The organism is Acinetobacter lwoffii, assembly GCF_024129685.1.
In the GTDB taxonomy this organism is placed as follows: Bacteria; Pseudomonadota; Gammaproteobacteria; order Pseudomonadales; family Moraxellaceae; genus Acinetobacter; species Acinetobacter lwoffii_X.
On sequence record NZ_JAMXXL010000004.1, the window covers coordinates 114,377 to 138,555 of the forward strand.

General features: G+C 42.6%; 23 protein-coding genes. 14 read left to right on the forward strand and 9 right to left on the reverse strand.

The features are described 5' to 3' along the window. The first annotated feature begins 371 nt into the window (after positions 1-371). Positions 372-644: a hypothetical protein gene (locus NI464_RS03275; RefSeq protein ID WP_213687141.1), complete on the forward strand. Its 273-nt coding sequence runs from the start codon at positions 372-374 to the stop codon at positions 642-644. Positions 645-884: 240 nt separating this feature from the next. On the opposite strand, the gene NI464_RS03280 is transcribed toward NI464_RS03275, so the two are convergent. From NI464_RS03280 to NI464_RS03290, 3 genes are all read right to left on the reverse strand, one after another. Further along, on the reverse strand, positions 885-1,286 hold the full coding sequence (locus NI464_RS03280; RefSeq protein ID WP_005246728.1) for a YkvA family protein: 402 nt from the start codon (positions 1,284-1,286) through the stop codon (positions 885-887). A gap of 500 nt (positions 1,287-1,786) precedes the next feature. Then, the gene (gene gloB, locus NI464_RS03285; protein ID WP_253099679.1) at positions 1,787-2,521 is read right to left on the reverse strand and encodes a hydroxyacylglutathione hydrolase; all 735 of its coding nucleotides are present in this window, start codon (positions 2,519-2,521) and stop codon (positions 1,787-1,789) included. A gap of 117 nt (positions 2,522-2,638) precedes the next feature. After that, positions 2,639-3,226 carry a flavin reductase family protein gene (locus NI464_RS03290; RefSeq protein ID WP_253137737.1) on the reverse strand — a complete coding sequence of 196 codons (588 nt, stop codon included), beginning with the start codon at positions 3,224-3,226 and terminating at the stop codon, positions 2,639-2,641. Positions 3,227-3,344: 118 nt separating this feature from the next. On the opposite strand from NI464_RS03290, the gene NI464_RS03295 reads away from it, so the two are divergent. Together NI464_RS03295 and NI464_RS03300 are read left to right on the forward strand one after the other, a co-directional pair. Then, positions 3,345-4,166, forward strand: a complete 822-nt coding sequence (locus tag NI464_RS03295) for a PhzF family phenazine biosynthesis protein (RefSeq protein ID WP_253137738.1) — start codon at positions 3,345-3,347, stop codon at positions 4,164-4,166. A 144-nt stretch (positions 4,167-4,310) separates the two neighbouring features. Beyond that, positions 4,311-7,082 (forward strand): M16 family metallopeptidase, encoded by a 2,772-nt coding sequence (locus tag NI464_RS03300; RefSeq protein ID WP_253137739.1) that lies wholly within the window; start codon positions 4,311-4,313, stop codon positions 7,080-7,082. Positions 7,083-7,136: 54 nt separating this feature from the next. On the opposite strand, the gene NI464_RS03305 is transcribed toward NI464_RS03300, so the two are convergent. The 3 genes from NI464_RS03305 to NI464_RS03315 form a co-directional block, all read right to left on the reverse strand. Beyond that, positions 7,137-7,403 carry a hypothetical protein gene (locus NI464_RS03305; protein ID WP_155756639.1) on the reverse strand — a complete coding sequence of 89 codons (267 nt, stop codon included), beginning with the start codon at positions 7,401-7,403 and terminating at the stop codon, positions 7,137-7,139. Positions 7,404-7,415: 12 nt separating this feature from the next. Continuing rightward, a complete protein-coding gene (locus NI464_RS03310; RefSeq protein ID WP_253137740.1) occupies positions 7,416-8,480 on the reverse strand; it encodes an amidohydrolase family protein in 1,065 nt (354 codons plus the stop codon). A gap of 118 nt (positions 8,481-8,598) precedes the next feature. Further along, positions 8,599-9,000: a DUF3144 domain-containing protein gene (locus NI464_RS03315; protein WP_004280011.1), complete on the reverse strand. Its 402-nt coding sequence runs from the start codon at positions 8,998-9,000 to the stop codon at positions 8,599-8,601. 110 nt (positions 9,001-9,110) lie between these two features. On the opposite strand from NI464_RS03315, the gene NI464_RS03320 reads away from it, so the two are divergent. Next, the gene (locus NI464_RS03320; RefSeq protein ID WP_071852235.1) at positions 9,111-9,743 is read left to right on the forward strand and encodes a hypothetical protein; all 633 of its coding nucleotides are present in this window, start codon (positions 9,111-9,113) and stop codon (positions 9,741-9,743) included. A 22-nt stretch (positions 9,744-9,765) separates the two neighbouring features. Here the strand turns inward: NI464_RS03320 and NI464_RS03325 are convergent, their stop codons facing one another. Both NI464_RS03325 and NI464_RS03330 read right to left on the reverse strand, forming a co-directional pair. Continuing rightward, complete coding sequence (locus tag NI464_RS03325; RefSeq protein ID WP_253137741.1) at positions 9,766-11,220, reverse strand: CYTH and CHAD domain-containing protein; 1,455 nt, start codon at positions 11,218-11,220, stop codon at positions 9,766-9,768. A gap of 154 nt (positions 11,221-11,374) precedes the next feature. Beyond that, positions 11,375-12,832, reverse strand: a complete 1,458-nt coding sequence (locus NI464_RS03330; protein ID WP_253137742.1) for a CYTH domain-containing protein — start codon at positions 12,830-12,832, stop codon at positions 11,375-11,377. 329 nt (positions 12,833-13,161) lie between these two features. Between NI464_RS03330 and NI464_RS03335 the strand changes: the two genes are divergently transcribed. From NI464_RS03335 to NI464_RS03380, 10 genes are all read left to right on the forward strand, one after another. Then, the gene (locus NI464_RS03335) at positions 13,162-13,545 is read left to right on the forward strand and encodes an Mpo1-like protein (protein WP_253137743.1); all 384 of its coding nucleotides are present in this window, start codon (positions 13,162-13,164) and stop codon (positions 13,543-13,545) included. Between the two features lie 780 nt (positions 13,546-14,325). Continuing rightward, positions 14,326-14,946: a thiamine phosphate synthase gene (gene thiE, locus NI464_RS03340; protein ID WP_180039121.1), complete on the forward strand. Its 621-nt coding sequence runs from the start codon at positions 14,326-14,328 to the stop codon at positions 14,944-14,946. Positions 14,947-14,984: 38 nt separating this feature from the next. Further along, entirely contained in the window at positions 14,985-16,286 is a 1,302-nt protein-coding gene (hemL, locus tag NI464_RS03345) for a glutamate-1-semialdehyde 2,1-aminomutase (protein ID WP_253137744.1), read from the forward strand. Between the two features lie 143 nt (positions 16,287-16,429). Beyond that, positions 16,430-16,846: a GlcG/HbpS family heme-binding protein gene (locus tag NI464_RS03350; protein ID WP_004280003.1), complete on the forward strand. Its 417-nt coding sequence runs from the start codon at positions 16,430-16,432 to the stop codon at positions 16,844-16,846. A gap of 220 nt (positions 16,847-17,066) precedes the next feature. Next, positions 17,067-17,369 carry a hypothetical protein gene (locus NI464_RS03355; RefSeq protein ID WP_004280001.1) on the forward strand — a complete coding sequence of 101 codons (303 nt, stop codon included), beginning with the start codon at positions 17,067-17,069 and terminating at the stop codon, positions 17,367-17,369. Between the two features lie 131 nt (positions 17,370-17,500). Beyond that, positions 17,501-18,208, forward strand: a complete 708-nt coding sequence (locus tag NI464_RS03360; RefSeq protein ID WP_253137745.1) for a phosphopantetheine-binding protein — start codon at positions 17,501-17,503, stop codon at positions 18,206-18,208. 133 nt (positions 18,209-18,341) lie between these two features. Continuing rightward, the gene (locus NI464_RS03365; protein ID WP_253137746.1) at positions 18,342-18,986 is read left to right on the forward strand and encodes an RluA family pseudouridine synthase; all 645 of its coding nucleotides are present in this window, start codon (positions 18,342-18,344) and stop codon (positions 18,984-18,986) included. 143 nt (positions 18,987-19,129) lie between these two features. Then, the gene (gene rapA / locus NI464_RS03370) at positions 19,130-21,967 is read left to right on the forward strand and encodes an RNA polymerase-associated protein RapA (RefSeq protein WP_253137747.1); all 2,838 of its coding nucleotides are present in this window, start codon (positions 19,130-19,132) and stop codon (positions 21,965-21,967) included. Between the two features lie 145 nt (positions 21,968-22,112). After that, positions 22,113-22,379: a PAAR domain-containing protein gene (locus NI464_RS03375; protein WP_004646645.1), complete on the forward strand. Its 267-nt coding sequence runs from the start codon at positions 22,113-22,115 to the stop codon at positions 22,377-22,379. A 136-nt stretch (positions 22,380-22,515) separates the two neighbouring features. Next, the gene (locus NI464_RS03380) at positions 22,516-23,316 is read left to right on the forward strand and encodes an alpha/beta fold hydrolase (protein ID WP_253137748.1); all 801 of its coding nucleotides are present in this window, start codon (positions 22,516-22,518) and stop codon (positions 23,314-23,316) included. 62 nt (positions 23,317-23,378) lie between these two features. On the opposite strand, the gene fabR is transcribed toward NI464_RS03380, so the two are convergent. Then, complete coding sequence (gene fabR, locus NI464_RS03385; protein ID WP_004729898.1) at positions 23,379-24,059, reverse strand: HTH-type transcriptional repressor FabR; 681 nt, start codon at positions 24,057-24,059, stop codon at positions 23,379-23,381. Positions 24,060-24,179 lie beyond the last annotated feature (120 nt).

Sequence of the window (24,179 nt, forward strand, 5' to 3'; positions counted from 1 at the left end):
AAATGCCTTTATTTAAATTAATTTAAATGAATTTGTGTATATAGTGAACATCGGTTGATTAAGAAAAAATCAATTTAAACGTTAAGTAAATGATTTTTATCATATTGAATAGGTTGTAACTAAATATTAAGTTTTTATAAGCTATAAATTTGGATAATTAATTTTCTAATTCAATAGCTTATTAGTGAAACAGGTTATTTCCTAATTTTATCAATCGTATGAAATAGAAAATTTCAGATCTAGAATGAGAAAATTAAAATCCAATCGACTTATTTATTAAAAGAATACCGGCTGCTGGTTTTCTGATCTTCAGCTCGATTTGCATGCTTTATACTGTCTGAAATGTAATTCTCAAACTGAATACCCGCACCATGACTGAATTAACCATTGAAGACTATGTGAATCAGCAAATTGAATTAATGCAGCAGCAGGGACTTGATCCGGTTGCTGTGATGTTGGGACATGAAGACTGGTTGAGCTTTAGTATTCAGTCGAAAGTGGCCTATACGCCTTTCGGCAGTGCCCGTCGTTATCAGCCTGCTTTAGGTGGCTTGCTACTGGTACGTATTGATGAAATGCAGGCGGTGCGTGTCGTGACTCAAGGTGAACTGGATGCTTATGCACAAAGTAACCAGATTCTTTAACATGGCTTTAGGCGACAGATACGTTGTCAGTTTTAGTAAATAGAATCCAAGAAACTAGTTACTGCTATCCTACATATCATCATTCGGGATCGACATGGCCAATGTCACTTTTAAATTTGTACGACAGAACTAATGTCATGCTCTGAAAGCAGACATTTTATTTCTATTTTGGTTTACATTTTAATTTTGAATAATGCCCATTATATTAAATGGGTGCAAATGAGAGAGGGTATTTAAATCTCACTTGTCAAAAATAGACAGTATAGACAGTGAATCGTTCATGAAGTACATGGTTAAATATCCCAATACTACAAGCCATATCAGGATAATAATTCCTGCTGCCCAACAGTTTATAGGCCTTTCAACTAAGGTTTCTGCAAGAATTCTACAATCATCTATAATGTTTTGTGGGGTAAGCTTGATAACTAATAAAATACCTAAAGGTACAATAATAATATCGTCTAAATACCCCAGTACGGGAATAAAATCTGGAATTAAATCAATTGGTGAGAAGGCATAGGCAGCAATAATTAAAGCTAAAAGCTTTACAGAATTGGGCGTTCGCTTGTCTTTTGCAATAAGCCAAACAACCAAGATGTCTTTTTTGATTGATTTAGCCCATTGTTTGATTCTTTGATACATAGCAAATATTAAAAGAACTATAGAGATTTAATCATAAGAGAGTTTTCTTAAAACAATATAGATTTTTATTATCCTATTACGATTTTCTAAAATTAACATAATACACGTTATCCGAAATTCTATTTTTTATTATATATAAATCATATCTTTATAGTTTTTAAAAAGCCCAATTCAAGTGAATTGGGCTTTTTAAATAATTTATTAGGTTCCATGCTGATTATTTAAGCAATGTTCCACGAATTTCTCCAATTTAAATCAATATCATCCTGTTATTTATAAGTCATTATTTTATGTGTTGGAACTGAAATTAGTTCCTAAAAAATAGGAGACGTGGTTGATCATAAAAAAGGAAAAATGGCTCAGAAAGACATTTTTTAGATGGAGGATCAACGTGTTCCGACTTGTGCAAAAGTTGTACGTGCTTTTCAATGACATTCTATGCATCGCAAATGACAAATAAGTAAGTCGGCTGAAGCATTATCTTCAGCTTTGAATCCGGTTTAAAACTGATCTTTCAGGGTTCTTAAACGCTGGAATTCTTCCACGCTTTCTGCACGTAGAAAAGGATTGGTTTGCAATTCATCTTCAATACTACTTGGCAGTGTGCACTGGCCTAACATACGCAAACGCTCGATCTGCTCGAAGCGTTCCAGAATTGCCGAATTGTCCGGTTCAACGTGTTTGGCAAACTGTGCATTTGACAGAGTGTATTCATGAGTGCAATACACCTGCGTGCGCGGCGGCAAGGCAGCCAGACGGGACAGAGAATGATACATCTGTTCAAATGTTCCTTCAAAAACCCGGCCACAACCCATGGCAAATAAGGTATCGCCGCAGAACAGCACATCAATTGCATCAATAAAATAAACAATATGGCCGAGTGTATGCCCGGGTACAGCAATTACCTGGATATCTATTCCATGAAAATTAAACTGTTCTTCATGCTCAAGCGGATGGGTGATAAACGGAATTTTGCTTAGTTCTGCCCGTGGGCCATACACAGGCAGATTTTTTCCTTGGATTAACCCCGGCACACCGCCAATATGATCTTTATGCCAGTGAGTCAGCCAGATTTGACTTACAGTTAAACCGTGTTCGGCGCAATAGTCTTGTACCAATTCTGCTTCGGTTGGATCAATCACAGCCACCTGATGCGACGCGGTATGTTCAAGCAACCAGATATAATTTTGCAGTGAATTCTGGACATCAATACAGTGAATTTTAAAAGGTATCATAACGCATCAGACCAAATGAGGATTATGGATAAAGTAGCATAATTTCGGATGCTCTGGTGCTGGTTGATATCATCTGATCATCCGCGATTACTTTCATTTATTCCAAATTTGAAAAATTTATAATTCCGGATCATCAATGCTCACCGCATTGCCGATGGTGTAAAAATGCCCGCCGGCTACATGATGAATACTTTTCCACTCTTCAACCACTTCATGATAATGCCAGTGGCCGTCGCGGAAGACCCGATCATCGGCATAGGCTGCAATCACCTTGCCAATAAACAGGTCATGCATTTGCTGGTTATGCGGCTCGGGAATCAGTTCGCAAAGTATCCAGGCCGCACAGCCTTGTACTACAGGAATATCCGCATCAGGAAAATGAAATAGTTCTACTCCGGATTGTGCCAGTTTGTCCGGCACATCATACAGGCTCTGTGTGCCCAGATGATAGACCATATTCAGCTGTTTCAGTGTCGGAATTTGCAGCGCGAAATAACCTGATTTTTCAATAATATTTCGGGTTTTGGTACTTTTGTCCAGAACCACGGTCACTTTGGCAGGACTGAATTCCAGTGCGCATGCCCAGGCCGCTGCCATGACATCTGTATCCTGCTGGTCTTGAGCAGATACCAGCACAGTAGGTCCATGGGTAATCAGACGATAAGCTTTTTCTAAGGGAACGCTTTGAAGATGGGAGTTTGTCATGCAACACCATTTGCTCTATTTATTTAATAGGCCAGATTAATGAGATCATTAACATATTCAAGTTTATTCTTGCAAAAAAGCTTTTAAACTAGAGATCGGGAATTCAGGAATTCAAAAAATGAAAATGTACCAAGTGGATGCGTTTACTACAGAATTGTTTAAAGGCAATCCAGCCGCCGTAATTGTGCTGGAGGACTGGCTTGAAGATGGTCTGATGCAAAATATCGCCTTGGAAAATAATCTGTCGGAAACGGCTTTTGTTAAAGTTATGGAGAGTGACAATTATGCGATCCGCTGGTTTACGCCAACCAAGGAAGTGGATTTTTGTGGCCATGCGACATTGGCCAGCAGTTTTGTATTATTCAATCAGTTTGGTACAGGGAAAACGATTCATTTTCATGTGAAAGATTTTGGCATCTTTGTGGTCCGGCAGGATGCGGATGGCAAGATCAGAATGAACTTTCCAATCCGTCGTGCAGAGCCTGTTGCTGAATATCCTGAGGCCTTAAGACAGGCCTTAAATAAACCATTTAAACAGGTTTATCTGAACGCGCAGGGCTATATTATTGAATATGAATCGGTACAGGATGTGCTGGATGAAATGCCTGATTTTGAACTGTTGAAACAGTTGAATGGCAAGCGTACAGCCATTACTGCTCAGAATACCTTTCTAGATGTCGTAATCACCACACAAGACATGCAATATGACTGTATTTCACGTTATTTTGCACCGAGTAATGGCATCAATGAAGATCCGGTAACCGGTTCGATTCACACCGGAATCGCGCCGCTCTGGGCCGAGAAGCTTGGTAAAAATGAACTGGTCGCCTATCAGGCATCAGCACGTGGTGGGGTGCTGTATTGTGCTTTGCAAGATCAGGAACGAATTGAAATTTCCGGTTATGGAAAGTTATATATGCAGGCTGAAATCTATCTTTAATTTTTATAATTACATAGAACTACATGTCGTCAGGCGAGGCGGCATGTTATTTTGATGGTTCGGCTTGGAATAGATTATTCAGAAAAAGAATCATTCTCTAAGATGGGCGCGAATAAAAATTTATATTTATAATTTGGATGAAGAATGTTGCTACGTTATAAAAATTTAAGTCTGGCTATTATATTGTCTGGCTGTAGTGTACTAAGTTTTGCACAGCCTGTTTTGGTGAATACGGAACAGAATATTGAAGAATACCGACTGGATAATGGACTGCGCATTATCCTGGCACCGAATGATAAAGAAAATAAAGTTTTTATGAATACGGTCTATCTGACCGGTTCCCTGAATGATCCTCAGGGCAAGGGCGGACTGGCCCATCTGCTGGAACATTTGGCCTTTAAAGGCACAGAAAATGTCAAAGGGGATGAATTCCAGCGTCGACTGGATCAATATACCTTGATGACTAATGCCAGTACCGACTATTACTCGACCAAATATACCAATGTGATCCGTCCTGAAAAAACTGCGCTGAGTGAAGTCATTTTTCTCGAAGCCGAACGCATGGACAAGCTGGTGCTTCAGGAAAAATATGTACCGACTGAAATTGATATTGTAAAACGCGAGCGTGAAATTCGTCTGGATCAGCCATTTTCAGTATTGATCGATCAGGTGTTTAAATCTGCTTATGGCAATCAGTATTTAGGCCGTTTGCCGATTGGTGACCTAAATGAGCTGCAATCAATCAATATGCAGGAACTAAACCATTTTTACCGTCAATGGTATGCACCGAATAATGCCTTTGTGGTCATTTCGGGCAAATTTGATAAGGCCGAAGTCTTAAAACAGCTGGATACGCATTTCAGTCCGATTCAATCCCGAAATGTACCAGCGCAAGTGAAAGTCCCAGCGCTTAAACCAGAGCAAATCAAACAGCGTGAATTTACAGTAAAGAAAGGCAGTGATCTGGCCAAGTTTAATCTTTATTTGAATCAATCCGAAGAAAGCATTAAAACGGCTTTGGCTGTTTCGCCAACGCTCTATACTTTGCAGCCAAGTGGACATCTCTATCAGAATATGGTGGAAACTGGGAAGTCAACAGCGGTGCAATCCAGTACCTGGCTGGATAAAGACTTTAATCTGGTGTTTATGGGAGCAATCTATGCTCCGAATCATCAGGCACAGGATATTGAAAAGGGGCTGATCCAAGGCGTAGAAAAGAGCCAGCCATTTACCGAAGCAGAATTAAACCGGGCTAAAAATCTGACCCGAAATCAGGCCGACAATATTAAAAATAGTGCGACTGCTTTAGGTTCACGTTTAAGTGATTATGCAGTGGCGTATTCGGGTGACTGGAGCCAGTATTTTAAAGATCTGAGCGCGATTCAAAACCTGAATGTGAATCAGGTCAATCAGGTCTATAAGAATTTTTTAAAACCTGAATACCGTATTTCTGGCAATATTTTACCTACCCCGGAAGATCAGAAAAAAGCGCAGGAACTGGCACAAACAGAAGCACCGGCAAAAACTCTGGATCAACAGACTGAAGCAGAAGAGCCACTGAAAGATGTCAGTGTTTATCAGGCTGAAGTGAAGCAATATGTCCAGGAATCCAAACAGTATTTGTACAGTAAAGACAAACAGATTCAGCGTGGCAAGTTGAAAAATGGCATTAAATACGCGTTGTTTCCGACGACTACCCGCGATGACAAGGTTTATGCCACAATTTCACTGGATTTTGGTACTGCACAAAGCCTGATGAATAAAGGCGAGATTCTGGATCTGACGGCTTATTTGATGTTGCGCTCATCGAAAACCCAAAGCTTGCAGCAGATTGCCGATAAAATTATTGAAGTAGGTGGTTCGGCAACTGCCGGTGCATCCGGCAATGGCCTGACCTTGCAGATCAGCGCCAAAAAAGAAAAGTTTGAAGAGTTTTTCCAGTATGTGGTTGATGTGCTGAAAACGCCGGCATTTGAGCAAAGTCAGTTTGACTTGATCAAGAGTCAAACTTTATCCAGTCTGGATCGTCCTTACACTGAACCAGATACCGTGTCGAGCTTGACGATAGCGCGAACTCTCGAGATCTATCAGCCTGGCGATCTGCGTTTCCATTTCGAGCCTGAACTGGCCAAAAAACAGTATCAGAAAGCGACTCGCGAACAGGTTATGGCACTGTATCAGCAGTTTTTAAAAACCCAGCATGCACAAATCGCGGTCACAGGTGAGTTTAATCCAAAATCGATGCAAAAAACGCTGAAAAACAGTTTCTCAGACTGGAAAGCTACACAGCCTTATGAGCGTCTGAAATCGGAATATCGAAGCTATCCAGCCCAGAAAATTCATGCGTTGTCTGAGCAGCGTGAATTCGGGAGTTATGAGGCATTCATGAGCATGCCGGTCGGCGCAGATCATGCCGATGCACCTGCATTACAGGTATTTCGATATATTCTGGGTGATTCACAGTTATCGTCACGACTGGCACAAGAGCTACGCGAGAAAAATGCCCTAGTCTATGGTTTTAGTGCAGATGTGCAACTCGATGAATGGGCAGATGTGGGCGCCATGATGATTAGTGCCAATTATACGGCTGGAAAATCCGCACAGGTTTCTCAGGCAGTGCATAAGGTACTCAATGAACTGCTGACACGTGGCGTGACTGAACAGGAAGTCGAAGCGGCAAAAGCCAGTATCTTGAAACAGCGTTTAACTGCACTCGAAGATGATCGCCGTATTCACACTATGTTGATTCCACAGCTGGAAAAAGACCGTAATCTGGTTTACCGGGAAAAACGTGATCAGGCGATTGCTCAACTGAGCAAAGCCGATATTGATGCCATGATCAAAAAATACATCAAGCCGGACCAGCTGGTTGAAGTGATGGCTGATCAGTACGGTAAGCAAGTTAAAACATCATAGTGTTGATAAAAAATCCCCTCAAGTGAGGGGATTTTTTTATTTTAGTTTTATGCTTTAGGTTGCTCTATGGCTAAAAACAATCCCTCCAGTTAAGCTTGCAAGGATAGATAGGAGCAGACTCCAAACAGATACAATAAGAAGGAAAATCAATATTCCACAGCCAATCAAAGTTGAAACGAAAGCAATATCTTGATCAAAAGGATGATGGATCGCCACTTGATAATAATAAGACGTTATCCAGCTTGAAATAATAGTGAGTAAAATACAAAGTCCTTTGCCTGAAGGCGTATTTAGACTGGAATCTGTTATCCAACTTAGCATGTCCTCATCTACTCAAAGTCGATAAAAACGTTTAGCATTTTCATAAAAAATCGACTTTAAGGCATTTTCATTGTAGTCCTGCACAATATCGCTAAAGGCATCAATAATGTTGGTGAGTGAGCTACTGACACTGTCCATTGGAAAGTTGGATGCAAACATCACGCGCCCAGAACCAAAACAGTCTAAAGTATGCTGGATCACGGGTGCGGCACGTTCCACTAATTCCTGTTTACTTGCCAGCCGTTTCTGCGTGTGAAAATCATGTCCCAAGACTGGCATAAACAGACCAGACATTTTGGTCGATACATTTTTGTATTCGGCCAGTTCTGCCAACTGATCTTTCCAGTCTGCAAATATCTGGGTGCGATCTTGTTCGGTCTTGCCTGTAACTTTGCTCACTTTGCCAAATAAACCTGCGGGCGTACCCAGATGATCCAGCACAATAGGGGTGTTTGGAAAGGCTTTGGCCAGCGCAGTAACATCCGCAATCTGGGTAGAGTACACCCAGGCATCAAAGCTTAAATCTTGCCTGGCCAGTTCTTCAAAGCCCTTCAGGAAATCTGTGTTGCGATAGAGATGCGGTTCATCGGTCCAGGCATGAATCCCTTTATCTGGATGTACTGCAGCCATTTTACGGATGCCTCGAAACTTGGGAGAAGCTTCGCGATGCAATTGAATCAACTGTTTAAAATTTTTCTGCCGCGGATCTGCCGTGGCGACAATTCCACCCAATTGGATAGTGTGCTGATCAAAAGGAAGCCCAGCGATAAAACCGGTTTCATTTACCACACCCGTACCTTTATGGTCATGCCAGCTGGCTTCAACATGCACAATCTGCTCTATTTCATAATGTCCTGCATCTTTCTTGTAATTTGCAGGCAGATAAGGTGCAGTCAGGTGCTGTGTCAGGCCAATGGTCTCAATGACGTCTCTGGGTTTCAACAGTCGAACCATTCTGTCTAGTAATTTGGGATGATTGCCGAACAGCTTTACCGCTAGCGCTGCCGCATGTGGGGTATTGTACGGATCCCATTGGTGGATATGAGGGTCAATGATCGGGAAGGGAAGTTGCTGCATGCTATGCCTTGTTTTCGTTTATTTATTATTCAATTTATATAGTGCTTAAATCACTTTAAAGTCAATATGATAAATGACAGCAAATAAAAAAAGCCCCGCGGGGCTTTTCGTATTTTAATCAATGATCATGCTTGTGATCATGGTTATGCTTGTTGGCATGAAACTCTTCATTGTGACGGAAACGTAAATAGTTTTCGAACTGTTCACAGTATTCATCATAGTTATCTTCCAGCATCATTTGGAATTGCTGCAAGATATAAGACATGACCTGATCTTTGGCATCACGCATCTCGTTGCCATCTTTAAAATTATTTGCTGCCACCCAGGTATTGAAACGGGCAGTACCAAATAACATCGCTGCACTGACTTGACCGCGCTTATCGCTCGGTTTTTCTTGTGAGCCTTTTTCTACGCGACAAAACTCGTTGGCTTGTTGAATAAATTCATCAGCACGTTCAAAGAATGCCGCATTTAACGCTTCTTCTTCGGTTACATCGGTTGCTTCAATCTTTTGAACCATGAATTTGTTCCTAACACTAAAATCTCAATCGCTAATTATAGGCAAAGCCTTGCGGAAACTAAACCTTTGCCTTAATCTAAAAATAGCCTAAGCATATAAAAGTGAATGCCATGCAGGATGCGATTACGGTACAAAGTCTAAAAAGTGATATTGCTTTATTGCGCCAGAATATCTGGCCACCGGCAAATCTGGCCAATGTTGAAGGCTTGCCGATTTATTATGGCAGCCAGTCACAGGTAGATGAATACTATAGCCAGTGGCTCGGTTTGATTGAAAGGGCACAGGATCTGTTTCAGCCTTTTATGGAAGATGAAATCTTGGATGCGATCCATCTGCCGAGTCATTTAAACCTGCCGCTGTTTTATTTTCATGTTGACCGGATCCGGATCAATAAAACCCGTGCCAAAGAATCCAAAACTTTTCGTGGGGTCGCCAGCCTGATCGAAAAATGCGGCCAGTTCGAACCCGAGCAGGTTGCAGCCATGCGGCAGTGGCTCGAGAGTGACGATACCGCAGCGTTAGTGGCACACCGTGAATTTGTTGATCTGCGCACTTATGTATTTCAGCATGGCCAAAGTGAATATACGCGCACCCGTTTTTATGTGAATGGAATCGTGCTGAGTGTCGAGCCACATTTTGAGCTGGTCGATGCACGGGATAAGCCACGCAAGCAACGTAGCGACAGTTATAACGATCCGCTGGCAGACAATAATACCTGGAAAGTATTCGGCAAATATCGCTAGCACAGTTTGACCAAGCCCGGTCTTACCAGAAGGGCTTGGTATTTTCTGCAAACTGCTGTAAACGCTCTGCTGCTTCGTTCGACAAACGCTGCTGTTCCGCACTTATCCAGCCTAGCACAAACCAGGCCTTGGCCTGTTGTTTGACATAAGGTCTAAATAATTCGTCTGCTACAAATAGGTCATTATAATGCCCGAGACTTTCCTGCAAGGGTTTTAAGGCTTTTAGATAGGCTTTAACCTCTTTTTCAGGAAATAAGCTTTGCAAGAATTCTACGTTATAGCGTAAGCGTTTGACCCGTTTGCGTGTGCGATGCCGGGATTCAATATCCAGTTCTTGATAGTTCTCGGCATCCTGACAGATTTGCTGATGCAGCTTGCTCAGGCCTTTACACAAAATTTTATGCGAAAACTTGGCTTTACCCTCTGTATTTTCTTGGCTAAAGCTGAATAGTTGCAGCATTAATTCTACTGTGGCAGGACTTCTGAACAGCGCACTGATATCTGGTTGTTTTTGTCGGTGTGGTGGTAATTTCAGTAAGGGTGAACCTGCTTTTTCCAGTTGTGGAATCAGGCTTTCTGCCAAGGCATCGCGATCTCGGGTAGAACCCAGTTGCTGAAAAATATCCCGCAGCTTTTCTGGCCATTCTGGCTGTACATGTTCAGTTACGGACTGGAAAATTTTAAAAGCACTGCGCAAACGTCGAATCGCGACACGTGCCTGATGCACATGATCACTATTATAATTCTCAGCAACAATTGCAGTAGCATTGGGGAAAAGATGAGCCAGACAGTTGGCGACAATTTTTTGTAAAATCGTACTGATCTGATCTTTCTGTTCAAGCACTAAGGGAAGCTGATGCTGAACCGGCAGATTCTCTTCAGCATGTAATAAGGCATAACCGCGTTCCGATTTGCTCCGTGTATCTAGCCACAAAGCATAACGCTGAACCCAGGGCTGAATGAAATCAATCAATTCACTCAGCTGGCCGGATTTAAGCTCAAACTCGACTTCATAAATATCGATGGCTTGATCATTGTGTCGAATTTCTCCGACATCAAAAGCAATTTCAATCTGACTGTCCAGATGACTTTCTGTGAGGACATACCGTACGACATCAGTTTCAAATTGCAGGATGAGTGGTGTCTCCAGATCACCGATCGCCTGTTTCAGAATTTTTTTGGCCGGTTTATGTTTGCGATATAACTGAAAATCACAATGTTCCGGAGGAGTTTTTAATTCATGCTCAAGTTCAAAACGTTCAAATTGTTGTTCAGTCGCTGCTTTCAGGGTTTGAATCCATTGCTGGTCTTCCAGACGTTGCCGCAGGGCAATCTGATGTTGTTGTAATTGTTGCGCTTCAGTATCAAAGTAGCGTGCACATAGACGATGCCGAGTCGGCTGAAGTTTCTGGATGTCCTGTTCAAATTGCACACGAGACTGTGGCGGAATCTGGAATTTGAGTTCTATTTCTGCCATCGGGTCATTCCTCCGCGATGTTGGTTTTATAGATTAATATAGCCCAAAGATCGGCAGGGGTGTGATGTGCTTCTGCAACAAAAAAGCACGCCAGAGAAGGCGTGCTTTGAGTTTTTCTTGTGATATTTATTTCAATATTTTTATTTCAATATGTTTATTTCAGGAATTTACGACTGACCAAGAACTGTTCGGTCGCTTCAAGCAGTTTCTGCGCATAGACTTCCTGCTTGGCGGTCAGCCAGCCCAGCACAAACCAGTCACTTGCTTCCAGCTCGGTCTGCTGAATATAAACTGCAGAAGAGGCCAAAGTTTGATATTCACTGGCTGCCAGTTGAGCATCGTTCAGCGCTTTGCTGTATTTCTGCAAATTTTTGACATCATAGATCGTGGTTAAAATCGGAAAGCTGAATTTCAGTTCCTGAATCCGGCCCGACAATTGATCCAGACTTTCAAAATCAGTGATATCCGTCTGATTCATTTGTTCCTGCAAGGCTTTATATTGCTGTTGTAAGGTAGTTTGCGCAGCGGTTTTCAGATCCAGAGAAGCATGCTCATTTTCATTTAAGCTGAACATCAGTAATTCCAGATAATGATGCACATTCTGGGTAGACTTGACCAGATTACCGAGTTTCTCCTGCGCATACAGAATATCTTTGCTCAGATTTTCTGCCGTGGTTGGATTTTGCAGGAAGCCCGCCAGGCTATTTTGCATATGCTGCAAATGTTGCAGGTGCTCAAATTGCTGCTTAAAGGCCGCCAGCTGATGTGCCCATTTGTCCGAAAGCTGTGGATGCCAGTCTTTGAACAGCAGCAAGGTCAGATATAAATGATCTAGTGCCAGTCGTGCCTGATCAATATGTTCCTGCTCTGTAACCTGAGCTGCAATTGCCGCGATATTCGGCAATAAATGTTGCATCTGCTGCGCAATCAGACTGCACATGGTTTTACTGGCACTGTCTTTTTTGCTGATCTGAAACTCTTTGCTAAGGGTCGCAGGACTGACGCGCTGTGAAGTGGCCAATAGATTGCCTATTTCAGCCTTGCTGCGTACATCGAGCCAGAGCTGGTATTTCTTGACCCATTCAAAACTAAACGCCAGTAGATGTTGAATTGAACCATTTTTAAGCTCGAACTCGACTTCATGTACTTCTTGCTCGGCCTCCTGTGTGCGGATATGCCCAATATCCAGGCTGACTTCGATCTGGGTATCTTCATAGTCAATCACCCTTAACGTACGGGAAATATCGGTTTCAAACTGGAGTTGGAGCTGGTCGAACTGATTGCCGAGCGCATTGCTGAGAATTGCCCCGGCTTCTGGAAATTTTTTATAAATATCTAAATCCAGTTCAGGAGATGCGGTTAATTTCCCTAGATCATGATTATGTTCAAAGCGTTCGATATGGCTTTTTCCGGCCGCTTTTAGTGTTTGCACCCAACGTGTACCTTCCAGACGCTGACGCAGTGCCACCCCATGCCGGGCCAGTTGACGGTCGGTAGTATCATAATATTTGGCTTGAAGCTGGATCTGTTGAGACTTTTTCGGATCAAGTGCCTTGAGCAGCGCAGTGCGTCGTGCCACAGGAATTTGGAACTTGAGTTCAACTTCAACCATGATGATCATCCTATCTGTTCAGTGCAATTAAGTACTGAATCTTCACTTGAATAAGGTTTTAAAATGAGGCGGACAGCAGCCGCAATTATATTTTTAGATTTGTGCGCAGCAGATTGTAACCAAAATCAAAATGCATGTAAGACTTGACTGAGCATAAAAAGCTTAAACAGAAGTTTGAAACTTAGATTTCATCGGTTCATTTTAGGCTAAAACGATCGGATTCAGGCCTTCACGGGGATGTGCAAGATGCATTGAAGCGCGCATCAAAAGGCTGTTATTTGGCTAAAATATACGCTAAGGTAAAACAAAAAACGTCAGGATGATGACAGATGAATGTACAAGTACAACCAGAAAGTAAGAATGAGGTGATGGTTCAGCCCCAGATGCCGATTAAGAACTATCATGAATTTTATCGCTTCTATTTGACTGAGCATCGGCATATTATTAGCCGCCGTCTGCACGTGGCCGGCAGTAGCATCGGTTTATACTGTTTTGCCAAAGCCATTCGTCAAGGCAAGCCGCGATATTTTGCATATGGTTTACTCTCGGGCTATGCCTGTGCCTGGGTCGGTCATTTTATCTTTGAGCGCAATAAACCAGCCAGCTTCAAACAGCCTGTATATAGCTTTATCTCGGACTGGCGCATGTTTGCCGATGTCCTGCGTGGTAATATCAGTCTGATCGATCGTAAATACGATAAAACTTCCAGTTGAGCCAGAATGACTTTTATCGGAATGTGCTCACTTAAAGCATGAAATTTCGATAAAAGCCTTGCAAGTCTAGAATTATTATTCTAATAATTAGGTTATTGCCGATTTAGTTTTTTGATCAACCATTATATTTTAATTAATACATCAGTTTTCCAAGCCTGGAGCGACCTTCTCCGGGCTTTTTTTATGCCTGTTTGCTACCAATAAATGTTCAAGATTTTGCTCATGCTATTGTGTAAATATTCATAGAAGAATTCATGTGGATTTGTGCTGAAAGTAAAAGATCCTTTCTGGCTTTGAAACGTCTCCCCACAAACGAATGACTCAAAACCAGAAAGGATCGGGTATTACAAACACAGGTATTTATTTTTCTGTTTATTTTCTGTGTCTAAGGCTATTTAAGACGCTTCGTGCCGATTGGGCTATCCCTGAAAATGGGTATTTTTAATATTAATTAATTTGAGTACGCTTGAGCCAGGCGAAAAAAAGACAAAAAAATCGCTCTTAGAATTTTGCAACTTCTCCACCAAGTTATCTGCAAAATCCTAAAAGCGTTTGTCGGAGGGCGTAAGCATTAACACTTTATAATTATTGTTATAAGGCAATTAAAACGCAGATTTGAAAGACCGTATATCCCTGAAAATGGGGATATTTAAGATTTAATTGATAAATCGCGCTAAAAAACTGCAAATCTGTTGCTGTTCAGGCTTGAAAATAGCAGGACTGCGGAAATCAAACCCAGTTATGCCTATAATAGAGCCATCCTAGCAAGTGGCGAGCAAGATGCGCGGTTTATATTTAATTACCAATGATGATCCCTTAGAGCTTTTATTGGCGAAGTTAGAAGGTGCTATGGCCAATGGTGGTGTTGCGGTCTTGCAATATCGTCGTAAAAAAGTGGCGAAAGAAGATCAAATTTACGAAATCGAGTACATGAAAGCCATGTGTGCTGAATATGGTGTACCTTTCGTGATTAATGATGATCTTGAAATGGCGGTTAAATACGGCGTAGGTGTGCATTTAGGCCAGGATGATGGTTCGATTGTCGACGCTGTTGCGCGTTTGCCTAAAGGCGTGTTGATTGGCCGTAGCTGTAATAACTCACTTGAGCTGGCTGAACAGGCCATTGCCGATGGTGCGAATTATGTGGCATTTGGAGCAATTTATGCTACTGATAGTAAACCTGAAGCGGGTAATATTGGTCTTGAAACCTTAAAACTGGCCAAAGAGAAATTGAATGTACCTTTATGTGCCATTGGTGGTTTAACGGTTGAAAATTCCAAGGATGTCATTGAGTCAGGTGCGGATTATTGCGCGGTGATTAGTGATATATTGGGACTCCCTATGAATGCCATTCCTGAACGTTTAGATGAATGGTCTGCGCTTTTTCAAGCTACAGCATAAAATTTTTTGATTGATTTAATTTTGAGTCGAGTGCCTTCATGAGCTTATCTCCAAAGCAAGAACAATTGTTCAAACAAGCTAATAAACATATTCCGGGTGGCGTTAATTCACCTGTACGCGCATTTAATGGTGTCGGTGGGACGCCGGTCTTTATCGAAAAAGCCCAAGGTGCGTATCTGTATGATGTCGATGGTAAGCGTTATGTGGACTATGTAGGTTCATGGGGGCCGATGATTCTGGGCCATGCACATCCGGCGATTATTAAAGCCGTTCAGGATGCTGCGGTCGATGGTTTGAGTTTTGGTGCGCCCACAGTTCATGAAACCACGCTTGCAGATATTATTTGCGAGATCATGCCATCGATTGAACTAGTGCGTATGACCAACTCGGGTACAGAAGCGACCATGACCGCGATTCGTCTAGCGCGTGGTTATACCGGCCGTGACAAAATTGTAAAATTTGAAGGCTGTTACCACGGTCACTCGGATTCATTATTGGTAAAAGCAGGTTCTGGTTTATTGACCAGTGGAGAAGGGGAAGCGACGTCTGCAGGCGTGCCAGCAGATTTTGCTAAACATACCCTGACACTTCCATATAACGACATCGCGACTTTAAAAGAATGCTTTGCCAAATTCGGTTCAGAAATTGCCGGCGTGATTGTTGAGCCAGTCGCAGGCAACATGAACCTGGTGAAACCGATTGACGGTTTCCTGCAAGCAATTCGTGATGTCTGTAATGAGCATGGTTCAGTGTTTATCATTGATGAAGTAATGACCGGTTTCCGTGTCGGTTTGGGTGGTGCGCAAGCACATTATGGCGTTACTCCGGATTTAACCACTTTAGGTAAAATCATTGGTGCAGGTCTGCCAGTGGGCGCTTTTGGTGGTAAGCGTGAAGTGATGGAATGTATTGCACCACTGGGTAAGGTATACCAAGCAGGTACATTGTCGGGTAATCCACTGGCAATGCGTGCCGGTATCGAGATGTTCAAGCATTTACGTACCGAAGGTTTTTATGAAAAATTAACCGCACAACTCGAAAAATTGCTCGCCGGTTTACAAACTGCTGCTGATGAAGCAGGCATTCCATTCAAGACCCAACAAGTGGGCGGTATGTTTGGTCTTTACTTTACCGATCAGGAAGATATTACTAGCTTCGACTCTATGCTGAAATGCGATGTCGATGCGTTCCGTAAATTCTTCCATGGCATGTTAAATCGTGGCGTAAACCTTGCACCATCTGCTTTTGAAGCAGGATTTATTTCTGCTGCGCATAGTGATGAAGATATTGCTTACACGATTCAAGCGGCTAAAGAAACTTTTGCTGAGATGAAAGCGTAATACCTCTCCCAAACCCTCTCCTTAAAGGAGAGGGCTTTCATCTATCGAATAGAAATGAAAATTTAAAGACTTCCTCCAGTATTCTTGCGCTATATATGGCTCAGGCTTAGGGGGAATTACATTTAAAATTAGAGATCATTTTCATGCAAACCAAACATTATTTGACTTTAAGCGATGCGGAATTTTTATTAGATCAAGCCCATCAATATGCCATTCAGAACAGTTTTAATGTCAGTATTGCAGTCGTAGATGAAACGGGTAATTTGCTTGCGATGAAGCGTATGGATGGTGCAGCACCGATGACTGCAAATCTGGCCGTCGAAAAGGCTAAATGTTCAGCTATGAGTCGCCATCCCTCCAAACTGTTTGAGGATATTATCAAAGGCGGACAGATGGGTTTTCTGACCATGGAAACTTTCTCAGGAATGTTGGAAGGTGGTGAACCGATTCTGTATCAAGGCCAGCTCGTCGGTGCGATGGGTGTGTCGGGTGTGAAGTCGTTTGAAGATGCGGAGATTGCACAGGTAGCCATTGAGAAATTTTTGGCTAAGCAAAGCTAATCCAAAATAGAAATTGATCAGCTTAATTTAATAAAATCATTCAAAGTTGTACCAAAATGAAGCGTGGAACGTGAAATATCAACTAAAAAGCCCAATCGCTAATGAGTGGGCTTGTCTATATACAATAAAGTTATAATTTAAAAAGGAAATCAAAAGAATTTCGTATAACGTGTATTATGTTAATTTTAGAAATAATTAAAAGTTTGGAAATACTAGTGAAATGCAACTTATAGAAATAGAGCCTTATTTTTGGGAACTATATGAGGATAGCGAAAATATATACCTCAATGTTTGTATAAATATGAGTGCAGTTTCTTGGGCGAAAACTATCTGCCTAGATAAACAAACGATTCAGCAATATCAGACTCAAGGAAAAGGTTTTATTGATGACTTAGCTAAAAGAATTGAAAGCAGCCAATTTAGAAAAGATTATGAAAGATTTTATTCATTTCCAGATGCCTCCGCAGAACAAAAAGAGGGAATGCTTCTAGCATTTAATGAATATAGGGCTAAGCAAAATTAAAGCCATTTAACATAATGGCGATGATACGAAATTAGAACAATAAACCTCTGTGAAATCAAAGTGTTTTTCAAATAATGCTAAAATAAAATAGCATGAATCATCATGCTATTTTGTATTTATAAGAGCCTCCCATGCTGTACTCTATGCCCAAAAAAATCCAACTTGCTCCATCCCAAGCCAAATGGCAGCTTGCATCAAATGAATCTGTTTTGGTTTTAGTTGGATTGCAAAACTTGCGTATGCAACAGGGCATACAAGAGAGTGGACTCATGGTGAATTTGATTCAACTAACCAATAAAGCCAAAGCGCTGGATATTCCGATTGTTGACTTATATGGTGATGACCTGATGCAAGGCATGCAGCAATTGGGAGAATATGCCTCAACCCATCCGCAACTGATTTTTGCCGGGCAGGTTACACCGATGCTGAAACAGATTTTGCCGCATCTGATGAGTGTGACGGATCAAATCGGTGTTGTCGATGATGTGATTTTATTGGCGAATCAAGATCAGCATATTCAATGGATCGAAAATATTTCGGCACAGGGGATACATCACTTAAATACCTATAGCCTGACCCGCTTATGGGATTTAAGCGCATCTTCCGAATATGTATTGTCGACCAAAGGCATTATGTTGGCCGTCGCAGAACAGCTGGATATGGATGCTTTGGAAATTGATCCCTATGTCGACTTAAAAAATTATGGTCTGGATTCGGTAGCGATGGTGAGTCTGATCGGTATATGGCGTGCACATGGTGCGAATATCCGTTATGAAGATGTGCTAAAGCATTCGTCTTTGCATGAATTGGCAGGCTTCATTTTAAAATCCTCAGGTTGATGTGCTGCGATTGAGCATTTTTATGAACTAAATCGGAAATTTCATCGCCATTTACATAAATGCGCATTGTAATTATGAGCTAAGCTTTCTATCATTGCCGCCTTGTTTTTCGCGATCAGCCTGGGATTGAACTTTGAGTAATTTTCTAACCGAACATCTGATACATCGTGATGACGATTTCATGGTCATCCACAAACCTGCAGGTTTACTCACAGTTCCCGGTAAAACAGAAGACTTACAAGATTGCCTGATCAACCGTCTGGGCAAACTAGAACCCAAAACTTTACTGATTCATCGACTGGATCGCGATACATCCGGCATTTTGGCCTTTGGTCTGACTAAATGGGGACAAAAAACCATTTCCCGCCAGTTTCAGGAACGCCAGACCGATAAAACCTATCAGGCTGTGGTTGCCGGTAAACTAGAAGGTGAAGGCACTATTGAAGTGCCAGTCGTGTATGATCCAAGCCGTCCGCCTTTACATATCGCAGATCCCGCACATAATAAGCCAGCCATCACGCATTGGCAGGCGATTGAGCATTTTAATATTCAGGGACAGCCTGTGACCCGGGTGAAACTGATCCCAATTACCGGCCGTTCTCATCAGCTACGGGTGCATATGCAATATCTCGGACATCCGATTATTGGCGATACTTTATATGCGACACTCGAACAGCAACAGCTCAGCTCGCGTCTATGTTTACATGCGGAACGTTTGAGTTTTTATCATCCTCAAACAGAGCAGTTGGTCGAATTTTATTGTCCGGCGCCGTTCTAGGAAATACTTCTTTAATCGCCGTGAATTATGCTCACTTTTTAGTGGGCTTTATGTCAAAATACATTGCTTGAAGGTGTGAAATTTTGCTCCAATGACGTTTCGTGATTGAGCCTAATATTCATAATCTTGTACTTAAGATAAAGGTGGAAAAATTGCAGCAATTTGCTATTGGTCAACGTTGGTTATCAGATACTGAAACAGAACTCGGTTTAGGCGTTCTTATTGATGTTGATGAGCGGTCGGTCAGCATTTTATTCCCGAAAAGCGATGAAACCCGCGTCTATGCACGCAGCAATGCACCCTTATCTCGTATCGTATTTAATGTGAAAGATGAATTACAGGATCAGGAAGGCACCCAGTGGATTGTAGAATCCGTTGAAGACCGCAATGGCGTAGTACGTTATCATGTCGTTCGTACTCTGGAAGATGGAACTGAAGAACGTAAATCGCTGAATGAAACCCGTATTGGTGCGACTATCCAGCTGTCTAAGCCTTTAGATCGTTTATTGGCCAGTCAGGTTGATTATAAAGAATGGTATGACCTGCGTATTGAAGCACTGCTGATGCAGGCCAATATGCAAAGCAGTCCACTGCGTGGTCTGGTGGGTTCACGTGTCGGCCTGATTCCGCATCAGCTGTATATTGCACATGAAGTCGGTCAGCGTTTTGCACCGCGTGTATTACTGGCCGATGAAGTTGGTCTGGGTAAAACCATTGAAGCGGGTCTGATCATTCATCAACAACTCAAAACCGGCCGTTCTGAACGTATCCTGATTCTGGTTCCCGATTCACTGCAATATCAGTGGATGATTGAGATGCGCCGTCGTTTTAATCTGGAGTTCTCGCTGTTTGACTTGACCCGTACTGCATCGATCAAAGAACATGATCCTGAACAAAACCCGTTCTTGACCGAACAAAAAATTATTGCCTCTGTCGATTTGATGGTCGACCATGAAGATCTGCGTGAACAGGCACTTGAAGCAGGTTTCGACTTGCTGGTGGTCGATGAAGCACATCATTTGATGTGGAGTGAAGAAGAGGGCGGTAATGACCGTTATGATCTGGTCGAAGAACTGGCTGAACATACGCCGGGCGTGTTGTTATTGACGGCGACACCTGAACAGCTCGGTGTAGAAAGTCACTTTGCACGCCTGCGTTTGCTTGATCCGCAGCGTTTTAACTCGCTGGATCGTTTCCTCGATGAAGAAGCGCAATATCAGCATACGGCTAAAATTGCAGAAGTACTGATGTCAGACATGCCGCTAGAAGCTGAGCATCTCACTGCGATTGAGGGCTTGTTAGGTCATCCGATTGAAGATCATCCTGAACAGCGTTTTCGTGCCATTCATGAGCTTTTAGACCGTCATGGTACAGGTCGTATCCTGTTCCGTAACACGCGTGAAGCAATTCAAGGCTTCCCGGGTCGTGACTGTCAGCCAGCGCCATTGCCGGCACCAGAACATTGGTCTAAAGACGGTAAATTACGTGAGCAAATGTGGCCTGAAGAAGCCCAGTTAGATGGCTCGTGGATGGAAGCTGATCCACGTGTGATGTGGCTGATGGAGCGTTTGCGTACTGATTTAAAACACAAGAAAGTCTTACTGATTGCACGTAGCGGTCCAGTGGTTGAAGCATTGGAAAATGTACTTCGCTTACATGCCGGTATTCGTACGGCAATGTTCCATGAAGGCATGAGCTTATTAGAACGTGACCAGGCCGCAGCTTATTTTGCTGAAGATTCGTATGGCGCGCAGATTCTGCTTTGTTCGGAAATCGGTTCAGAAGGACGTAACTTCCAGTTTGCCTCTGATCTGATTCTGTTCGATTTACCTGCGAACCCGGATGTGCTGGAACAGCGTATTGGTCGTCTGGATCGTATCGGTCAGGAAAACCGCATTCAGATTCACGTGCCTTATCTGGTGGGAACTGCACAAGAACGTATGTTCCGCTGGTATAACGAAGCTTTGAATATTTTCAGCAATATTTCTCCAACTGCACAGACCTTGCAAGAAAATTTTATTGTTCGCTTAAAAGACTGTCTATTGGCGGACAAAGGTCAAGAGTTTGAAGACCTGCTAGAAGAAGTCAGCGTGCAACGTGAAGCGCTGGAAGCTGAATTGCAGGAAGGTCGTGACCGTTTGCTTGAATACAATTCTTGCCGTCCGGTGGTGGCGCAGGAAATTGTCAACGCGCTTGAAGATTATGATGACAATACCACTTTGCCGATTTTCATGAAGCGCTTTATGGCGTCCACAAATATCGACTTTGACGAGCAAAGTAACGGTACAGTGATCATCAAGCCAACCGATCAAATGCAGGTTCAAGGTTTGACGTTGGATGAAGAAGGGATTACAGCGACTTTCTATCGTGATCAGGCACAAATCCGCGAAGATGCGCAATACCTGACACTGGAACATCCATTCACTGAAAGTGTGATGGAAATGATCAATACGCAAGGCTTTGGTAGCACTAACGTTGCGGTACTAAAATCTGCAGCACTGCCACAGGGTTCGGTATTACTTGAAGTATGGTTCAAGGTCGATGTGGTGGCTCCGAAAGCATTGAACTTGCCGTCTAGCTTGCCGCAACAGTTGATTCGTGTCTTGCTCAGTGAAAAAGGTCAGGATCTATCACAAAAGATTGCACCAGAAATCCTGAAACCGTACTTGCATCATTTAGATGGCAATAGTTGCCGTCAGGTGGTGAAAGCACGTCGTGATGTGATTGAAGCACGTTATCAGCAAGCGCTTGAACTGGCACGCAGTGCATTGCCTGGCTTCAAGCAGCAAGCCAAAGAAGTGTATGGCAATAAATGGCAATATGAAATTGATCGCCTGACCTATCTGAAACAGTTCAATCCAAGTATCCGTGAAGATGAAATTGCACGTTTACAAAAGTTGCAGAAAGAAGGTTTAAGCTTGCTGGATGGTCTATCGGTAACACCGGAAGCAATTCAGGTGATGGTCGTGGTCAAGCCTTAAGCTTTAAATCATTAAAAAATGCAGCTTTCGGGCTGCTTTTTTTATGGGCAAAATCCGGGTTTATTATTTTTTTGGTCGGAGAATGCTGGTCTGTTATTTTCCTCCTGTTTAAAATTAGGCTACTGAATAATAAGAATGACAAAGTATGTCAAAAGCACTGATTACCCTTGGCACAAAGACCAGTCATGGCGGCATGGTGACTGAATGCGAACTCTCTTTTTTGATCAATGGTATTGCCGTGCATTTAAATGGTATGAAGCATTATTGTCCCAAATGCCAGACTATGGTCACCGCAATTTCCAGCAATTTGTCTATTACTGTCAAAGGACGGGCAGTGGTCATTGCGGGGGATAAGGCCAGTTGCGGCGCGACTTTTCTACCGATGCAACATTTGACTGTATCGCAGAAATAGACTTTAAATTCTGAAGGAATACAGAGAAATGACTTTGAGGTCATGCTTTGAGCATTTTTGCGCTGCCGAATAAATCTTTAAAGCGGTAAGCTCATCTTACGATTTCAGGATGAATACGCACTGCGTTTAAAAAATAATGAAGCAAGCCCTACATTTTACTCATGCCAATGGTATCCCTTCGGCAACTTATCAAAAGTTTTTGCATTGTTTTCAGCAAGATTATGAGGTCAAAGCGATTCCATTTATCGGCATGAATCAGCAATATCCAATTACGCGAGACTGGCGCTATCTGGTCGATGAAGTTATTGCAGATATCGAGCAGCAGTTTCCTCAGCAACAGGTGATTGGTTTAGGGCATTCCTTTGGTGGTCTGGTGACCCTTATGGCGGCGTATCGCCGTCCCGAACTGTTTTCTAAACTGGTCATTATGGATCCACCGTTTGTGATTGGAAAAAACAGCGCCATGTTCGAACTGATGAAAAAGCTGAATCTAAAAAGTGTCGATCGTTATACACCCGCAGGAATTACGCTAAAACGCAAAGATCATTGGTCATCGAAACAGGTCGCGATTGAAGCTTTGCGATCTAACCGTCTATTTAAAAATTTCGATGAGCAATGTTTTGCTGATTATATTGAGAGCGGTATTCGGCTAGAACCTGAACGCGGTGGGGTGACGTTAACCATTCCTAAACAGGTAGAAGCGGAAATCTTCCGGACTGTGCCAGCCTGGTGGTGGAGAACACCACGCCGACCGCCTGAAGTGCCGATGCATCTGATGACTGCAGAGCAAAGCCAGTTTTATCAGCAGGGTTTGCCACAAGGGATGCACAAGATTTATCAGATTAATTATTCTGTGGTTGAGGGCGGGCATATGTTCCCGCTTGAGTATCCGGAGGCCACTGCAAAGGCGGTCAAAGCCCAACTTGTACTTTTGTAATCATCATAAAAAAAGAGACGTTGATTACGTCTCTTTTATATAGCTTCATGCAGGTCGAAAAATTAGCGTAGTTGAGAATCTTCCAGATGACGCGCACCTTCAAGAATCATCCGAATCATGATCATGGTCTGTTCGGCAATTTCTTTACGGTCTTCGGCAGGCATATCAATCACATTGGCCCCCATGTTGAAGACCAGTTGGGTAATCGCTTTGGCGGCAATATCCGGATGAAATAACTTCTTATTGTTTAGGCGTTCCAGACGAATCAAATCATCCTGAAGTTCTTGCTGAAAATAATTTAACTGGCGTTCTACCGCCTGTTTATAAGATTTGGAACCGGTATAACCTTCACGCAATAACAGGCTCAGATTGCCTTCATCGGCATCCAGTTGGGCAATAAAGACTTCTACAGAACTGCGGATGATGCTGTTCTGGCGAGAGGCTTGCAGACGTGCTTCATGCAGAATCTGACGCAATACAATCCCGGCACGATCAATCAGCTCAATGGCCAGTTCATCAATATCTTTAAAATGACGATAGAAGCTGTTCGGTGCAATACCGGCCTCACGCGCGACTTCACGCAAACTTAAAGAAGAAATACTTTTTTGTGGCCCAATCAGATTCAACGCAGCCTGAAACAGTTCTTCCTTGGTAATGGTGGCCTTGCGACCGACACTGCGTACGATAATCGGCTCATCAATGCTTTTCGATTGTAATAAAGATGCGTCACTGCTTATTTTCATTGAAGGCTCGTTCATCGATAGGTTCATGCATGAATCATTTTATTATAACCGAGCCAGTCAAGCTTGTGAAATGATTAGAAACAATACAGTTGTATATACAAATATATATACATGTGTATA

Bases quoted from the DNA above. Each gene is read 5' to 3' on its own strand.
- thiE (WP_180039121.1), top strand. From the start codon at position 14,326: ATGCGCGGTTTATATTTAATTACCAATGATGATCCCTTAGAGCTTTTA.
- NI464_RS03375 (WP_004646645.1), top strand. From the start codon at position 22,113: ATGTCAAAAGCACTGATTACCCTTGGCACAAAGACCAGTCATGGCGGC.
- NI464_RS03330 (WP_253137742.1), bottom strand. From the start codon at position 12,832: ATGGTTGAAGTTGAACTCAAGTTCCAAATTCCTGTGGCACGACGCACT.
- NI464_RS03320 (WP_071852235.1), top strand. From the start codon at position 9,111: ATGCAGGATGCGATTACGGTACAAAGTCTAAAAAGTGATATTGCTTTA.
- NI464_RS03295 (WP_253137738.1), top strand. From the start codon at position 3,345: ATGAAAATGTACCAAGTGGATGCGTTTACTACAGAATTGTTTAAAGGC.
- NI464_RS03380 (WP_253137748.1), top strand. From the start codon at position 22,516: ATGAAGCAAGCCCTACATTTTACTCATGCCAATGGTATCCCTTCGGCA.
- hemL (WP_253137744.1), top strand. From the start codon at position 14,985: ATGAGCTTATCTCCAAAGCAAGAACAATTGTTCAAACAAGCTAATAAA.
- NI464_RS03310 (WP_253137740.1), bottom strand. From the start codon at position 8,480: ATGCAGCAACTTCCCTTCCCGATCATTGACCCTCATATCCACCAATGG.
- NI464_RS03350 (WP_004280003.1), top strand. From the start codon at position 16,430: ATGCAAACCAAACATTATTTGACTTTAAGCGATGCGGAATTTTTATTA.
- fabR (WP_004729898.1), bottom strand. From the start codon at position 24,059: ATGAAAATAAGCAGTGACGCATCTTTATTACAATCGAAAAGCATTGAT.
- NI464_RS03280 (WP_005246728.1), bottom strand. From the start codon at position 1,286: ATGTATCAAAGAATCAAACAATGGGCTAAATCAATCAAAAAAGACATC.
- NI464_RS03360 (WP_253137745.1), top strand. From the start codon at position 17,501: ATGCTGTACTCTATGCCCAAAAAAATCCAACTTGCTCCATCCCAAGCC.
- NI464_RS03315 (WP_004280011.1), bottom strand. From the start codon at position 9,000: ATGGTTCAAAAGATTGAAGCAACCGATGTAACCGAAGAAGAAGCGTTA.
- NI464_RS03325 (WP_253137741.1), bottom strand. From the start codon at position 11,220: ATGGCAGAAATAGAACTCAAATTCCAGATTCCGCCACAGTCTCGTGTG.
- NI464_RS03290 (WP_253137737.1), bottom strand. From the start codon at position 3,226: ATGACAAACTCCCATCTTCAAAGCGTTCCCTTAGAAAAAGCTTATCGT.
- NI464_RS03305 (WP_155756639.1), bottom strand. From the start codon at position 7,403: ATGCTAAGTTGGATAACAGATTCCAGTCTAAATACGCCTTCAGGCAAA.
- gloB (WP_253099679.1), bottom strand. From the start codon at position 2,521: ATGATACCTTTTAAAATTCACTGTATTGATGTCCAGAATTCACTGCAA.
- NI464_RS03275 (WP_213687141.1), top strand. From the start codon at position 372: ATGACTGAATTAACCATTGAAGACTATGTGAATCAGCAAATTGAATTA.
- NI464_RS03335 (WP_253137743.1), top strand. From the start codon at position 13,162: ATGAATGTACAAGTACAACCAGAAAGTAAGAATGAGGTGATGGTTCAG.
- NI464_RS03355 (WP_004280001.1), top strand. From the start codon at position 17,067: ATGCAACTTATAGAAATAGAGCCTTATTTTTGGGAACTATATGAGGAT.
- NI464_RS03300 (WP_253137739.1), top strand. From the start codon at position 4,311: ATGTTGCTACGTTATAAAAATTTAAGTCTGGCTATTATATTGTCTGGC.